This window comes from Nitrospirota bacterium, assembly GCA_016194305.1.
Taxonomy (GTDB): domain Bacteria; phylum Nitrospirota; class Nitrospiria; order JACQBW01; family JACQBW01; genus JACQBW01.
Genome location: JACQBW010000001.1, coordinates 75608 through 91505 on the forward strand (window position 1 = coordinate 75608; position 15898 = coordinate 91505).

Consider the following 15898-nt stretch of genomic DNA (forward strand, 5'->3'; position numbering starts at 1 on the left):
TCTTTTCTCCTTTTTGTAAATCATATTTTTCCGTTCACATTCCTGCAAAAGGCTTTTCTTTGAAGACAATACACTGGGAGCGGGAAACCCATGTCAAACCGAAAAGATCAACGGATTAGAACCAGAAACGCAATCCCGCTTGAATCGCAAAGTTACTCGCATCTCGCCCTTCATTCATGGCAAAATCGGCCGTTTTCCCGAGCAAACGCATGTAGTTGAAATCGAGGTAAGGAGCAAATTCACGAATAACCTCAAAGCGTATTCGGATCCCAGTATCGATATCGCTCAATCCTGCGCCTACTTTTTTGTCATTCATATCCCGGGCATATATGTTTCCACTAAAGTAAAGTTGAGCGATTAATCTCTGGGTCAAAAGAAGGTCATAACGGATATCGGTCCGTGCGCTCAGGTCTCCTTCCGTACTGACAAAAGCCGCAAGGGATGTCTCAAGGAAATACGGAGCCAACCCTTGTACGCTCAACACACCGTAATTTCGTACATTCGGCTCGAAATCTCTGCGGGCTCCGATTTGAAGGTCCCAGTATTCCGCAATATATCGGCTGTATAACGCCTGCACTTCAGCCTCTTCCACATGGTCTCGAGGACTTAACCCCCTTGATTTAAGCCAGAGTTTGTCATAATCCTTTCCGATCCACCCTTCACCATCCCATTGGAGAACATCCCTCCCCTCAACCTTTTCTCCGTAATTGAGATAGGCTTGAAGAAGGGAAAAGGTTTCATCTTCGGCACAATAAGCACGTCCTACAGGTAACAAAACAAATAGAACTGTTGCAATCATCAGAGTGGGAATGAAGCTGGCTATCGGCAGGGTTTCTCGGCTCATTTTGGGCCCTCCATTTTCCCTTTTGCCACGACAACTTTGGTCATCATCCCGGCCTCCTGGTGATAAAGCAAATGACAGTGAAGAACCCATTCCCCCTCGGTATCTCCAGTAATATCGACTGAATATTGCTTTCCCGGGGGAATGTCCACAACATGCTTCAAAGGCGCAAACCCGCCCTGACCATTTTCTATCTGCATCCAGATCCCATGGAGGTGCATGGGATGATGCATCATGGTTTCATTGATAAACGTTATCCGAACCCGCTCTCCATAACTAAGCTTGATGGGATCGGCATCGGAGAATTTCTTGTCATTGATCATCCAGATGTAGCGTCGCATATTCCCGGTCAGTCGAACGGTTTCAACTCGTTTCGGAATACGGGTATCGTACCCGGGCAATATTCCATGGAGATCCCGGTAGGACAAAATTTTGTAACCGCCGCGGTCGTCCATCCTGTTCATCGATTCGTCCATCTGCATCGTCCCGTGATTCATAGGAACCATTGAACCCATCTCCATGCCTTCGGGTCTCTTCTGGTCCATCCCTTCCATCGAGACATGCTGCATTTTCTGCATTCCAGGCATATCGGCCACCGCAAGAATCGGCCGCGATTGAAGCTTCGGAACCGGCGCGATCATTCCAGTCCGTGGCGCAAGGGTGCCACGTGCATATCCACTCCGATCAATCGACTCAGCAAAGAGGGTATAGGCATGATCTTCTTCGGGAGATACGATAACGTCATAGGTTTCGGCTACTGCAATTCGAAGTTCATCAACCCGGACCGGTTCCAGATTTTGGCCGTCAGCTTGTACCACTTCAAGTTTCAGACCTGGAATCTTCACATCAAAGTAAGTCATCGCTGAGCCATTGATGAATCGGAGGCGAATCCGTTCGCCTGGCTTATAGAGGGCTGTCCAATTCTGGTCCGGGATCTTCCCGTTTAGCAAAAATGTATAGGTATAACCCGTTACGTCGGAAATGTCGGTTGGATCCATGCGCATACGTCCCCAGGTGAGTCGTTCCTTGAAGACATTCCAAAATTCCCCGGAAGTTTTGGCTGCTCCGACATCGTGAAAGAGGTCTAGAAGGGTTCGTCGCTGAAAGTTGTAATAGTCGCTCTGCTTCTTTAATTTTGCCATAATCTGATGGGGATCTTCGTCTGTCCAATCTGAGAGAAAAACGACGTACTCCTGATCAGATTGCAGCGCTTCCTTCTTAGCCGGATCAATAATGATCGGGGCATAAAATCCCATCTGTGTTTGTGTCTCGGAGTGACTGTGGTACCAGTATGTTCCACTTTGTTTCACGGTAAAGCGGTAGGTGAAGGTCTCTCCCGGTCGGATGCCTTCGAAGCTGATTCCCGGAACTCCGTCCATATTGGAAGGAAGCAGAATACCGTGCCAATGAATTGAGGTGATTTGATCCAGTTTATTCGTCACATTTATGGCAACCTCTTCTCCTTCCCTCCACCGAAGAAGGGGGCCTGGAATAGACCCGTTGATCGTGAAAGCCATTTTTTCATGGCCCGTTATGTTCATAGCCTGTTTCTCTATGACCAGGTTGTACGTCTTGGCCTGTATTGGATTCACCATGAATATCACAATTAATACCGCTAAACCGATAAATCTAATTCGTAACATTTACTTTTCTCCTCATCTCCCATTTTTTGAAACTCAAAAGACTAATGCAAAATAACTGCAATTTCTAATTTCGGAATATTCCTCGACCTTTTTAGCTCAATAAAAGCAAGAAATTGAAGTATATGAGAAAAAATGGGCTCTTTTTAAACTAAAAGAAGGAGATATTTTGAAATATCTCTTTGAGAATGGACTTTAAATAAGAAAGGAGTGTGTTGAAGTGTATATAGGAACAGAGTGATGTATTGGAGGATGTAAAAGACTGCCATCGACAAAGAATGGAACCCTTTCCGGAGTGGATATCATGTTTCGTGAAATTCCGGATGACATTTTTGAGAAGTCAGGAGCCAGGCGCAGAACAGTGAGCTGAAAAAAAGAACCGATATGACTTACTCTGCCGTCATCAAGAAGCGCCTGATTACAATCATCATCAGATTGGGAAGAGATCCCGGAAGAAACGCGTTCTGAAGTTTCACAGTTCATGGCGGCTTTTTCCGTAATCATGGATATTGGAAAAAGACACGCGTAGCTATTTCCGACAAAGGCGGTGACTATCGCAATGACAAGAAGATAAACTGTGAACCATTTAAATTTGAATGAATTGTTCATGCTCATAAATAAACATTTATTTAAATTTTTGTCAAACAGTAAAGTATTATTTAATTGCTCAGAAAACACGAAGGGTTGTGTGGCTCTCTATCGATTAAGACTGATAACCTTCAATGTTTTCAAAATTGGGACTTCTAGTCCGAGCATAAATACAAAACCTAACTTACGTTATAGGACTTGCAGATAAACTTGCGTTGCGTGTTCTACACCGCATAGTGTGTGCATTAGGAAGGTACATACTATTTAATTATGACGGTAGAATCCCTATTATAAAATATCCCGTTTTTTCTCTTCAAATTCTTCTTTTGAAATTTCCCCGCGGGCATACCGCTTCTTCAAGATTTCCAGAGCGGACTCTGCAGCCCTGATGGATTCACCTCCCACAGTTCTCTGGATCGCCCAAATGACCAGGAGGACAATCCCTGCAATCAAAACAATCCAAAAAATCATTCCGAAGATCATCCAGATCCCCGTTCCTCCACCTATCATTCCATAAGACATCATTGCATATCCTCCTTTCTTTTAAATTTTCTCCCTTGCCAGAGTAAGTAAATGGCCGGAATAACAAATAGAGTTAGAATGGTTGTCGAAACCATTCCACCAACCATGGGAACGGCAATTCTTTTCATCACGTCGGCACCCGTCCCATGACTCCACAGAATTGGAAGGAGCCCCGCAATAATGGCTGTTGCCGTCATGACAATTGGCCGCACTCGTTTTACGGCGCCTTCCACGATTCCCTCTACGATTTCATCCTTACTGCCCAAGATTCCTTTTTCCTGCCTGTTCTTTAAAGCCTGTTCCAGATAAACAATCATAATGACCCCAATTTCGGCGGCTACGCCGGCCAGGGCGATAAACCCAACCCAGACGGCAACACTCAGGTTATATTGTAAATGGAAGAGATTCAAAATAGAGAGTAAAATTACTCCGCCGATGAGTGAAAAAGGGACCGTTAAGAGAACCAAAAGGGACCGGCTTACTGAATTAAAATTAAGATAGAGAAGAACAAAGGTCACGAGTAAGGTCATCGGAATAATGATTTTAAACCGCTCTTTGGCTCTTTGAAGGTACTGATAAGAGCCGACCCAGCCTAAGGTGGTTTCTTTCAAATTGATATTCTGAGCGATTTTTGCTTTAGCTTCGTCAACATAACCGCCCAGATCACGTCCGGCCACGTCAACATAGACAATTCCTGCAAGTGAACCATTTTCATCTTTAATCATCGGTGGCCCTGTCGATATGGAAATATCCGCCAATTGAGACATGGGAATCTGAGTTCCGGACGAAGTCGGAACCAATACTCTACCTAACTTATTTAGATTATCTCTGAATTCCTGCGGGTATCTGACGTTCACCGTATACCTTTCCCTTCCCGAGATAATGGTGGTGATATTTGCGCCTCCAATCGCCGACTCGATCATTTCTTCGATATCTGCCACTGAGAGGTCATACCGGGCCGCTTTCTGGCGGTCGATTTTAAAATCAACGTAATATCCTCCGCTGACCCGTTCCGAAAAGGCACTCCTTGTTCCAGGAATCTTCCCCAGTAACTCTTCTACCTCTTTTCCTACTCGGTCGATTTCATCAAGATTCCTGCTGTAGATCTTAATTCCCACGGCGCTTCTTACCCCGGTGGCCAACATTTCCGTCCGAGTTTGTATCGGCATCCACCATATATTGGGTACTCCTGGGAAGTGAACGGCCTGGTCCATCTCGGCAATAAGTTTATCCCATGTCACACCCGGTCTCCATTGATCTTCCGGTTTTAAGGTGATCGTGATCTCCGCCATCGACATTGGGGCCGGATCAGTGGACGTATCTGCTCTACCTATCTTGCCGAAAACCGTTTCCACCTCGGGAAACTGTTTCAGCATCGCATCCTGCTGTCCGAGAATCTGCGAGGCTTTGGTCATTGAAATTCCGGGAAGGGTCGTCGGCATGTAAAGAATGGTTCCTTCATTCAAAGGAGGCATGAATTCAGATCCCATCTTTAAAAATAGGGGAAGGGTCAGGATCAGGACAAGTACAGATAGAATGACTATAATCAGAGGCCGTTTTAAAACAAATCGAAGCAGAGGTTCATAAACAACTATTAAAAAACGGTTTAAAGGATTTTTGGCGATTGGAGTGATTTTCCCGCGGATGAAATAGACCATTAGTAAAGGAATCAGGGTAATCGAAAGAAACGCCGCAAAAAACATCGAAAAGGTTTTGGTAAAGGCGAGTGGTTTAAAAAGCCTCCCTTCCTGGGCTTCCAGTGTAAAAATAGGCATGAAGGAAACCGTAATAATCAAAAGGGAAAAAAAGAGCGGCTTTCCCAGCTCTTTAGCTGCTTCCAGAATCACTTCAGACCGGACTCTATCGGGTTTCTCCTCAAGACGCCGATGGGCATTTTCAATCATGACGATGGCTCCATCAGCCATGGCGCCAATCGCAATGGCAATTCCGCCTAAAGACATGACATTCGACGTCAGATGAAGCGCTCCCATGGCGATAAAGGAAAGGAGAATCGCAATCGGCAGGCTGATAATGACCACCAAGGCGGACCGGAAATGAAATAAGAACAAAATAGTTACCAGACTAACTACCAGGGTGACTTCAATCAGTTTTTCTTTCAACGTCGCAATGGCCCGCAAAATTAAACTTGATCTGTCATAGGTTGATATAATTTTTAATCCCTTAGGCAAACCCGGCTGAATATCAGCAATCTTCTCTTTAACCCGGTCAATGACGCTCAATGCGTTTTCTCCATACCGCATGATGACGATCCCTCCGACGACTTCACCCTCGCCGTTTAATTCGGTGACTCCTCTTCTCATCTCTGGACCAAAAGAGACCGAGGCCGCCTCTTTGAGTAAAATTGGGACACCATTCTTATTGACTCCTAAGGGAATGAGTTCAAGATCGTTTAGGGTTTTAATATAGCCCTGGCCCCTGATCATATATTCCCGTTCGCTTAATTCGATGGAACGTCCTCCGACATCGTTATTGGCCATGCGAATCATTTGAGTTACTTTGGTAAAGGGGATGTTCAACGCCTGAAGGCGTTGAGGGTCGACATGAATCTGGTATTGCTTTTCAAATCCTCCGACCGAGGCGACTTCAGCGACCCCTGGAATCGCCTGTAATTGATACCGCAAAGTCCAGTCCTGATAAGCCCTGAGATCTGCAAGGCTCCGTTTTCCCGACTTATCCACCAGTGCGTACTCATAAACCCAGCCTACCCCTGTGGCATCCGGTCCTAATACCGGATGTACTCCTTCAGGAAGTTTGCCAGTGACTTTGCTCATGTATTCCAGAACCCGGCTACGTGCCCAATACATATCGGTCCCATCCTCAAAAACAATGTAGACATAGGAAAATCCGAAATCAGACGATCCCCGGACATATTTGACTTTGGGAGCTCCAAGCATGGAGGTTACGATCGGATAGGTAATCTGATCTTCCATGAGATTGGGACTTCTTCCCTCCCATTCGGTATAGACAATCACCTGGACATCGGAGAGATCTGGAATGGCATCCAGCGGGGTATGGATCACAGCCCAATAACCCCAAACGGAGAGAAACACCACACCCAATAGAACGATCAGATGGTTTTTACCGCAGTAGTCGATTACTTTTTCAATCATGAATAAAAGCTCCTGAAGAAATCAGTCCTAAGATCTTAACCCCACAGACCGGGGCGGAAGACCCGCCCCGGACGCCATCTCTTACTTCGCCTGCAAGATAAAAGATTCTTTGACTTCAGGCTGATCCTTTCTTTTGATCGTCACATCGATTTTCCATTCGCCCGCCATTGCGAATTTGACCTTTCCTTCGTAAGCGTCTTTTACTAGCGAGCCCTTGGCCTCTTCAACCATCATGCCGGGCATCGTCATCGTATAGGCAAAGATGACCTCCGCATCCCGTATGATTTGATTCCCATTATTGGTCACTTTGACGGAGACTTTATTTTCTCCAACATGGGGAGGTTCTGGCATAAACTCCAAAGTTAAGGCCACTTGACCTGCTTTTTTAATTCGTTTGGCCGGGGGTTCCTCTTTCATCGGCATCCCACCCATATCCATATCCTTCATGTCCATGCCGGCCATTTCCATACCTTTCATCTCCATTTTTCCCATGGAAGCCTGTTCCATTCTGATCCCCCCCATACCCAGCATTCCCATCATGCTGGCAGCGGACATGAGCTTACTTTCCGAATCGATCAAAAAGGTAGCGGAGGTGACAATCGACTCCCCTTCTTTAACACCTTCCAGCACTTCAATTTCGTTGTCATACCGTTGTCCCGTCTTGATTTGTTTAGGCTCAAATCGTCCGTTTCCACGGTTTAAGAAAACCATTTGATGTAACCCTGAATCAAGGACCGCATCGCTGGAAACAACCAGTCTGTCTGAAGCCTTCACCGGGATGTCGACATCCCCGTACATTCCCGGTTTAAGAAGAAAGCCGGGATTGGGCAATTCGATCCGGGCTTTGACGGTCCGTGTGTCCGGGTTTAAGTTTGGAAAGATATAAATAAGTTTTCCGGAAAAAGTTTTTCCCGGATAGGCAGTAAAGGAGATTGAAACCTGTTGATCCAGTTTTAAAGAGGCAATGTCCGATTCATAAATGTCGGCATAAACCCAAACCGTGGATAAATCGGCAATTTCATATAGCTCCATCTCAGGAGTCACGTAATCTCCTTTTGAAACCGATTTTTTCGTAACAAATCCATAGGCTGGAGAATAAAAATTGGTCTCCGGTTCCACCGCCTCTCCTTGATCCAGCTGATCGATCTGCCGGTCATCCATATTCCATAACAGGAGTCTTGCCCTGGCCGATTCAATCTGGGAGGCAATCCCTTCCCGGACATGGGTCATAGGACTGTCCTTAACCTGCTCAAAAGTATTCTTGGCCAGGATATATTCCTGCTTGGTGGAATAGAGATCGGGGCTGTAAATCCGAAACAACGGCTCTCCTTTTTCTACCTTCTGACCGGTTGAATTAACATAAAGCTCTTTCACCCAACCTGCAACACGCAGATGAATCCGGGTGATTTTCTGTTCATTGAAATCGACTGTTCCGGATGCGTGTAGCTGGGTCTCCAAATCCCTTCTTACCACTTTTCCTGTTTTCACCCCGATCATCTGCCTTTTTTCGGGAGACAACTGAACCGGCATTCCCGTCTCCACCCCTGATTTCATGTCTGGCATTGCCATATTCCCCATGGAAGAGGCACCGGATTTCTCTGTTTCACCCTGCAACTTTCCTACCGAATAGCCCAAACCGATTAAGACCACCAGAAAAATAACTCCCGCATAACTCAATAACTTTTTCATTTGAAGACCCTCCCACAAAGCTTGCTGGTTATTATATTCGGGGGCCCGTGCGGTTTCACTTCGTGAAATCCTCCGATGCCCCCGAACCCCGTTGCTCAGACTGGCAAAGCCAGATCCTCGCTTTCTGGTTCCGCAGCGAAGCTAAGTATTTTGTTATATTGTTTAATTAAAATCTTTCCCTGTCATTTTTTCTAATTCATTGATTCGTCCTTCGTACTGCACCAGCGTTTCATAATAGCTCATTTGCAGGTCTTTTAAGGTCCTTTCACTGTCAATGACATTCAACAGATCAGTCTTTCCGGATCTGTAGGCAATTCTGGAAGATTCCAAAGCCTGTCTTGCTTGAGGGAGAATTCCGTTTCGATACATGCTCAGGGAATTCTCAAGCGACTTGATCTTGAAATAGAGGATTCGTACTTCAGCTAAGGTTTGATTTTGAATTTGTAATCTATCGGCTTCAGCACTCTCTTTTTCTAATTGGACCTGATTGATTTTTGACTTATATTTTTCATTAAAGATCCAGGGAAGATTAATTTTAGCCACCGCCATCCACATATTTGCCTCTCCATGATAAGACGCCATGTAGGTCAGCTCCCCCGTAAAATCCGGGTAGATATACTTCTCGGCCAGAGAAAGCGTGGTCTCTTTTTTTTCAATCTGAAAATTGGCGGCAATGAGCTCTGGGCGAGTTTTTAAAATGGAGGGCGTCATTTCTTCTATTGTGAGTTTTAATTCGGTATTTTCAGGCTCTTCAGAAATCTCTTGGGGCGTTTCAGGGGACAGATTTAACAACGCATTTAAGGTAGTCTCCGCGCTGATTTTTTCTTCTTCCAAAGTAAGAAGGCTGGTATGGAGCTTAGAGAGCTCCACTTCCGTTTTCACGATATCCTGCTGTGTTCCGATACCGGCGGAATATTTCTGCTGGGCGCTTTGGGTAAACTCTCCTAAAAGAACCTGATGATCCCGGTGAATCGAGATCTCTTTTTCAGCCAAAAAAAGCTGATAGTAGGCTGTTTTAACTTTTAAGACGATCTCTCTGATGGTGCCTTGAAGCATTTGAGACTGGTAGTCCACTTCCTGCTCGGCAATTTTCCCCTTCAAGGCTCTTTTCCCCGGGAAGGGAAAGGACTGACCGATTCCGTACCAGGTTTGGGCAGGATTTGCTACGTCAAAATTGGACGGAATTTGCCATTGTGTAATGGTCAATTGCGGATCTTCCAGCGTCGTTTCCTGGAATACTTCCTGTTTAAGCGCTTCGATTTTCTTCGATGCCGCCAGGATTTCAGGATTTTGTTTTATGGCCCGCTCGATCAGAAGATCAAGCGACATTTTTCCCTTGCCGGACAAACGACCCTCGGCATAAATTGAATTTGCGGAGGTAAAGATTACGATTAAAAATAAAATAAGGACCACTGGGAGAACCCCAGTATCTTTTTGTTGAGACATAAATCCTCCTTCTTCACCAAATTAAGAACTATGGTAAAAAAGTAGGTCTAAATGAGGAAAGAGTGATGATAGGTGTAAAGTGGAGTGGACGAATATTGGATATGGGGGAAATGATCCTGAAGGAAATAATCCGAATTTGAGGCCTCTTCAACGAAGATTTCCGTTGCAGGCATCCATGACGATGACACTATTTGGAACTCTTCAAGTATTAAGAGTTGGGAAGAAGATTTAACAAGTTGGACCTGTCCATCTTTAAATAAAGAATCTTTACAATTTTTATCCGATTGAACTGGAACGGAATTAACTGGCGGAATTGAGGAATTACAGGTCATTAAGGTTTTTTCATAGTTCATTGTAAACGGAGACAGGCAGGCAAGCGCATTTCCTTCGACGGAAACCACAAAAGAAACCAAAATGAAAAGTACTGTGAATTTGATAGCTTTCAATTTCATGTTTTAAGTATTAGATACAATTACTCTTCTTGTCAAGCTTCATATTTTGTCTTTTTCTACCCAATTAGAAATGTCCCCTTCTTGGCAATTCTGAAAAAATCGTAAAAGGAGCGAACGCTTCAACTTTTCAAAAATCACTTTTTAATTTATTAGAAAAAAATGGAGCGGGAAACGAGATTTGAACTCGCGACCCTCGCCTTGGCAAGGCGATGCTCTACCGCTGAGCTATTCCCGCATTTTTTGAAAGGTATTAAATATCAATGACTTCGGAGTCTATCAAACAAGAATCCTAACAACCATCGCCTTGAATATGACCGATTTTTGTGAAAAAGTCAATCCTTTATGACTAAATCTCCACATTCTGGCAAATGGAAAACAACGTCACTTCGTCGTCATTTATCTGAGAATCAGATCAGGAAAACTGTCTTCGGTTTGATGAGATGGAATACTTGAAGTGTAACCCTATTTGCTTAAATTCTCGGACTCATTAATTGGTCGTTAGGACAATGACCGACTACATGGGTATCTGCATATTTTTCTTAACGACCAACTAATGGGTTCGATGTTTTAAAATTACGGACGACTGAAGAAATCACAAATTAAGCGGTAGCTCGCTTTGAATCAATTTGCAGAGATGTCACTGCTGACTTTAAACCAAAAGGTTTTAACAAACGGTTTAACGTTTCTTGGGTCGGATTATGTTTCGGATTAATCGCCCGCAATATATTTGGACTTGCCATTCCGGTTTTCTGGGAAAATTCTTTTATTCCATAACAACGAATAACTTTTCCCAGAACCTTTTGAATAGAGAAACCCTCATCTAAAGTAGCTGTTATAAAAGTTAATTGACGAAATGATAAAGATGGCAAGAGCCGTCCTGGGATATTTCAGAACCAAATGGACAAGAAAGGATATACTAAAATAGGATATCGGCATTCTTATTTTCCGCCCAAATCCCAACCAAACCAATAGTTGACAAATCCCAAGGCAATATGATCTGAACGGTCTGACCTGAATCGAATTTCGTTGACCTCCTTTACTCCAATCTGAACGATTCCTGTGGATATCCTGGCTTTTAATTTGATCCCGATTCCGGGAATCAAGCGATTGTTATAGTCCAGTCCAACTCGATCAACACTGTAGCGGAATTCTCCAAAGGTATTCAAGGTCCATCGGCCTCCTCCGAAACGGTTCCAGTCGATTCCCTGTTCTAAACTCCCTTCCAGGACCATGTTGTTGTTTTCTTCTTGGGCGGGGGAGTTTGGAAAACGAAATTCCCCATAGGTGGATCCAGGAAAATGAAGATCCAACGCTGATGCGGAGGCCGGAATAAAAATAATCCCCCACAACATTAAAAAAGAGAGAGAATTTACTTTTTTTTTGCTGATATTTACGGATATCGTTTGACCTTGTCCCACTTTTTGATCACCTCCCGTTTGACATAGACCCTGTAAAAAGATTCAAGTAAAACATAAGCGTTAATATATCGGGTAATATAAAACAAGGGAAAACGAAGAAAGATATCTGGACGCCGGTTTCTTACTGATGCGTAGAACGCAAACCCTGAGAGCATCATAAAATCGATCGCCGCAATTTTTTTTACCCAACTCCAATGGAAAAAGAACATATAAGGAAATAATATCGGCAGAAGGGCGAACAAGAGACTATAAACCAGCCCTTCCAAATAAAGAAAGCCAAGTTCCAAGTCGATCCTTGTCAGACGGGACATGATCCGGTGCTTTCGGATGACTTGGAAGCTTCCCGAATACCATCTCCGGATCTGCCGGATATAATCCCAGAGTGTTTCAGGATCTTGTGTATAGACGAGGGCTTCAGGAACATACAAGATCCTCCCTAGATTTTTCCGATAAACCTGGATAGTCCAATCCATGTCTTCAGCCAAGGTGTCATTAGAAATTTGAATCCTTTTGAGGGCACGAGTCCGATAGATACTGGCGCATCCGGGACCGACGGTAATCATTGAATATTTGGACTGAGCCGATTTATAAATATCGTGCATGTAAGCATAATCCATTGCGCGAGCGCCGGTAATCCAATTATGCTTTTGACTTTTGACCTGCCCTATAAACAGGACAACATCCTGATTTCTCTCTGCTTGAGAAAGCATCCGGGAGAAATAGCCTGGATCCACCATCGTGTCGGCATCCAACAGGGCGATGAACTCGTATTCGTTAGCCAGCTCCCTATGATGAATGAGGTCTCTTAATGAATCCGCCTTCCCGAGATTTCCTTTATTTTGTATTAAATGGACGCCATAAATCGTGGCGATCTCTTCTGTTCGATCTGTGGAGCCATCGTCAATAATATAGATATCTTTCGATACAATGCCTGCGTCCAACACACTCATAATTGTTTTACCCAAGGTCTTCTCTTCATTATAAGCGGGTATAACAACACTGATTTTTTGGGTCAGAGAGGTTAGGGTATTGTTTTTTCTCTCTCTATTTTTATATAAAACTGAATTCGTCGTCAAAATTCCCTTAAAGGAAAAGCGTTAATCTCTCAAAAGACTTTTTCATAGCTCTGGTTTCTTTTTTAATTTCTTAAATAAAAGCAATATTTATACCACCGTTTAGTTTCATTAATAATTGAAAAATAAAGATTATTTGTTTTATTGAGAGTTTTAAAGAAAAAGAAAAGCCAGAAAATGGGCAATAATTGTTATAAACGGCGTTTTTGTGCAGGAGTCGATCGCTCAAAAAATCTCGGATGGGTGATATTGCGCTGACGCCTCTTCGCAGTGGAGGAGATTAAAGATTGAGAATGGAGGGTTTTACGGATTGTTTCTGGACTGGCAGAGAGAAATGAGACCCGCTTTAAGACTTGCGATATCCGACTAGTATTATGTCAGAATAAAACCAACCTAACGTTCTTTCCCATTCCTACAAATAAATCAGAATCCAACTGATACCATTTTTGGTAAATTCCGATAAAATCCATCCATGCTGTTGATCACAAACTTCTATGAGGAGAAAAAACATGTCAAATAGAGAAGAATCGATTCTTCTTCAAGAAGTGCCGGAAACTCGGGCTCTGCTTCGAGAACTGGTGACGCGGCTTCGAGATAACCAGGCCGAGTACTTTGAAGAGTGGATATTTCAAATTACCGATGCCGGGTTACTGAAAGGCCTGTCGAGTGAGGAGATTCTTTATGAGACGATGACGGTTTATGATCATTATGTCGCAGTGCTAGAAACAGGATCCGTGGAAGGTCTTCAGGGCTATGCCCGGGATCTATCGGAACGGATCATACCAAGAGGTATGGAAATCAACGAAGTGCTTGGCTTTGTATTATTCCTTTGTAATCTGTTGGGCCACTCCATTTTAAAGAAATATCAGGCGGATTCTTAGACCGCATTAATTTGAATATCCTTGAACTATGGGACCATGAATATGCCTCATATCGAGGGGATTCCCTTGTAATATATTCAGTATTGTTTTATCTACCCATTCGGGGTTTCTCCCGATTTTCAAATATCAAAAAGGGCCTAAAATATCACGAAAAGGGCATAACCTGGCCGGGTAGCAGATTTTTGAAATAATATTCAGTCAGAAAGGAGTGTAATATGAAAAAGCAAGAATTCAACGTTCTCAACAGAAAAATTGTCAGGCTGCAACACGGGGCACAAAGTTCAATTGAAATGGAATATAGGAAAGTAAATGATATCTGGTATGTGGAAGAAATCACGGATACAGAATTATTCTTGTTGAATGTAACAACAGGTTCCGAAAAGTGTGTCAAAATAGAGAATGTCGAGACATTTCATATGGCCAGTGCTACCCAAATCAAGGCTGAATCAGGCATGACATTTAAAATCAGTGAAGATCATTACGCTTTAATGTTAAACGACAAACCAGCGTATATGGTGGTTTCATAAGATTTTAAAAAGATAAATGATATATAGTGTCGAAGATTCAAATGAGCTATTCCCGCAGTAGGTTGGTCCTTCTTTTTTAGCATCTTTAGTGGACAAAAGTCAGTCGAGATCTCTCTCGTGTACCCTGAATAGAATGATTTCTGGCGGGGCCGGAGGAATTTCCCGAACTCCTTGTATCGAAGAAAACCAGACCATGGTATGCATCGAGTCCTCGTCTCGCAAGACGAGGTGATCCTCTTCGACACTCTCCAGCGTGAAGCCTTTCTCTTTGATAAAAACCTGACCATTAATGTGGGGGCTTAATTGCGCGACGAGGTCCATTTTGAGATAATAGTCTACGGCTTTTAAATTGGCAAATCCAGGTCAAATAAGGTATATTTTGCAAACTCTTGACGAATTTTTCAACCCAGGGCCATGACCATACAGATTATTAAAGGATTTAAGGATATCCTTCCGGACGAAATTCCAAAATGGGATTTTGTAGAACAGGTTCTTCGGAAGATGTTTCAAACATTCAATTTTAAAGAGATTAAACTCCCCATCCTCGAAGAGAGCACTCTTTTTGCCCGGAGCATCGGTGCCGGAACGGATATCGTCGAAAAAGAGATGTATTCCTTTGAGGACCGGGATGGAAAGCAGGTCACGCTTCGTCCCGAAGGAACCGCATCTGTCGTCCGGGCCTATATTGAACATAACCTCCAGGCCGCGCTCCCTCTCACCAAGCTCTTCTATATCGGACCGATGTTCCGCCACGAACGTCCTCAGAAAGGGCGGTTCCGCCAATTTTACCAGGCTGGCGTAGAAGCCATTGGCTCCTCCGGGCCGCTACAAGACGTCGAAATGATTCTCCTTCTGTCTCAATTTTTTAAAGAGTTGAAAATTTTGGACATCTCGTTAGAGATCAATTCTGTCGGATGCCCTCAATGCCGGCCCGGTTACAAACTCATTCTGCAGGAATATTTAAAAATAAAAGCCTCGGAGCTTTGCGAAAATTGCCAGCGAAGGATTATAGCCAATCCGATGAGAGTCCTCGACTGCAAGAACGAATCGTGTCAGAAAGCAACACAGGATGCGCCAGTCATGATTCAGTTTCTTTGTAAAGAATGCGAAGACCATTTTCAGGAAGTCAAAACCGGGCTTCATATTTCAAAAATCCCTTTTCAAATCAATCCCAGACTGGTCAGAGGGCTTGATTACTATACGAAGACCGCATTCGAATGGAAGTCCGGGAGTCTCGGCGCCCAAAATACGATTGCAGCAGGGGGAAGATACGACGGTCTGGTTAAAGAGCTGGGGGGACCTGATGTCCCGGGAATCGGATTCGCTATCGGACTTGAAAGAACCATCTCCCTGATGGATTCAGGACTTGTCCCGGCAGGAGAACTTGACCTGTTTATCGCCGCCCTCGGCAGTCCGGCCCAAAAATTAGCGTTACCATTCCTTTCTCAATTGAGAGAGAAGGGCCTTTCAACGGACATGGATTTCCAGGGATCCAGTCTAAAAAGTCAGATGAAAAAGGCCGACCGATTTAATGCACGCTTTGTCTTGATTATCGGAGAGGAAGAGATTCAGAAAGAAAGGGCTGTTTTAAGAAATATGAAAACGAAAGCCCAGGAAGAGATCCCGTTAGCCCATGCCGTCGACCAGATTTACTTGTTGCTCACTCCTCACGCCTAACCCCTCCCTTTGC

The 15898-nt window shown here is 44.0% G+C and carries 13 protein-coding genes and 1 tRNA gene; 3 read left to right on the forward strand and 11 right to left on the reverse strand.

Annotated elements, in window-relative coordinates:
* Positions 1-115: 115 nt before the first annotated feature.
* The 11 genes from HY200_00355 to HY200_00405 form a co-directional block, all read right to left on the reverse strand.
* Positions 116-844 carry a copper resistance protein B gene (locus HY200_00355; GenBank protein ID MBI3593389.1) on the reverse strand — a complete coding sequence of 243 codons (729 nt, stop codon included), beginning with the start codon at positions 842-844 and terminating at the stop codon, positions 116-118.
* Complete coding sequence (locus tag HY200_00360; GenBank protein MBI3593390.1) at positions 841-2484, reverse strand: copper resistance system multicopper oxidase; 1644 nt, start codon at positions 2482-2484, stop codon at positions 841-843. Before HY200_00360 ends, HY200_00355 begins: the two co-directional genes overlap by 4 nt.
* Positions 2485-2676: 192 nt before the next feature.
* Positions 2677-3090, reverse strand: a complete 414-nt coding sequence (locus HY200_00365) for a hypothetical protein (protein ID MBI3593391.1) — start codon at positions 3088-3090, stop codon at positions 2677-2679.
* A 267-nt stretch (positions 3091-3357) separates the two neighbouring features.
* Positions 3358-3591: an SHOCT domain-containing protein gene (locus HY200_00370; protein MBI3593392.1), complete on the reverse strand. Its 234-nt coding sequence runs from the start codon at positions 3589-3591 to the stop codon at positions 3358-3360.
* On the reverse strand, positions 3591-6722 hold the full coding sequence (locus HY200_00375; GenBank protein MBI3593393.1) for an efflux RND transporter permease subunit: 3132 nt from the start codon (positions 6720-6722) through the stop codon (positions 3591-3593). The genes HY200_00370 and HY200_00375 overlap by 1 nt, the downstream gene beginning before the upstream one ends.
* A gap of 81 nt (positions 6723-6803) precedes the next feature.
* Complete coding sequence (locus HY200_00380; GenBank protein MBI3593394.1) at positions 6804-8411, reverse strand: efflux RND transporter periplasmic adaptor subunit; 1608 nt, start codon at positions 8409-8411, stop codon at positions 6804-6806.
* 162 nt (positions 8412-8573) lie between these two features.
* Positions 8574-9857 (reverse strand): TolC family protein, encoded by a 1284-nt coding sequence (locus HY200_00385; GenBank protein MBI3593395.1) that lies wholly within the window; start codon positions 9855-9857, stop codon positions 8574-8576.
* 612 nt (positions 9858-10469) lie between these two features.
* A tRNA-Gly gene (locus HY200_00390) sits at positions 10470-10544 on the reverse strand.
* A 364-nt stretch (positions 10545-10908) separates the two neighbouring features.
* Positions 10909-11178: a hypothetical protein gene (locus tag HY200_00395; protein ID MBI3593396.1), complete on the reverse strand. Its 270-nt coding sequence runs from the start codon at positions 11176-11178 to the stop codon at positions 10909-10911.
* Between the two features lie 69 nt (positions 11179-11247).
* Positions 11248-11727, reverse strand: a complete 480-nt coding sequence (locus tag HY200_00400; GenBank protein ID MBI3593397.1) for a hypothetical protein — start codon at positions 11725-11727, stop codon at positions 11248-11250.
* Positions 11700-12803, reverse strand: a complete 1104-nt coding sequence (locus HY200_00405; protein MBI3593398.1) for a glycosyltransferase family 2 protein — start codon at positions 12801-12803, stop codon at positions 11700-11702. The genes HY200_00400 and HY200_00405 overlap by 28 nt, the downstream gene beginning before the upstream one ends.
* A 506-nt stretch (positions 12804-13309) precedes the next feature.
* Here HY200_00405 and HY200_00410 point away from each other — a divergent pair.
* The 3 genes from HY200_00410 (at position 13310) to HY200_00420 (ending at position 15885) form a co-directional block, all read left to right on the forward strand.
* Positions 13310-13681, forward strand: a complete 372-nt coding sequence (locus HY200_00410; GenBank protein MBI3593399.1) for a hypothetical protein — start codon at positions 13310-13312, stop codon at positions 13679-13681.
* Between the two features lie 215 nt (positions 13682-13896).
* Complete coding sequence (locus HY200_00415; GenBank protein ID MBI3593400.1) at positions 13897-14208, forward strand: hypothetical protein; 312 nt, start codon at positions 13897-13899, stop codon at positions 14206-14208.
* Positions 14209-14622: 414 nt separating this feature from the next.
* Positions 14623-15885, forward strand: a complete 1263-nt coding sequence (locus HY200_00420) for a histidine--tRNA ligase (GenBank protein MBI3593401.1) — start codon at positions 14623-14625, stop codon at positions 15883-15885.
* Positions 15886-15898: the final 13 nt, after the last annotated feature.

Excerpts from the sequence above, each read along its gene's own strand:
- HY200_00410 (MBI3593399.1), top strand. The coding sequence starts at position 13,310 with ATGTCAAATAGAGAAGAATCGATTCTTCTTCAAGAAGTGCCGGAAACT.
- HY200_00365 (MBI3593391.1), bottom strand. The coding sequence starts at position 3,090 with ATGAACAATTCATTCAAATTTAAATGGTTCACAGTTTATCTTCTTGTC.
- HY200_00415 (MBI3593400.1), top strand. The coding sequence starts at position 13,897 with ATGAAAAAGCAAGAATTCAACGTTCTCAACAGAAAAATTGTCAGGCTG.
- HY200_00380 (MBI3593394.1), bottom strand. The coding sequence starts at position 8,411 with ATGAAAAAGTTATTGAGTTATGCGGGAGTTATTTTTCTGGTGGTCTTA.
- HY200_00370 (MBI3593392.1), bottom strand. The coding sequence starts at position 3,591 with ATGTCTTATGGAATGATAGGTGGAGGAACGGGGATCTGGATGATCTTC.
- HY200_00375 (MBI3593393.1), bottom strand. The coding sequence starts at position 6,722 with ATGATTGAAAAAGTAATCGACTACTGCGGTAAAAACCATCTGATCGTT.
- HY200_00385 (MBI3593395.1), bottom strand. The coding sequence starts at position 9,857 with ATGTCTCAACAAAAAGATACTGGGGTTCTCCCAGTGGTCCTTATTTTA.
- HY200_00355 (MBI3593389.1), bottom strand. The coding sequence starts at position 844 with ATGAGCCGAGAAACCCTGCCGATAGCCAGCTTCATTCCCACTCTGATG.
- HY200_00360 (MBI3593390.1), bottom strand. The coding sequence starts at position 2,484 with ATGTTACGAATTAGATTTATCGGTTTAGCGGTATTAATTGTGATATTC.
- HY200_00420 (MBI3593401.1), top strand. The coding sequence starts at position 14,623 with ATGACCATACAGATTATTAAAGGATTTAAGGATATCCTTCCGGACGAA.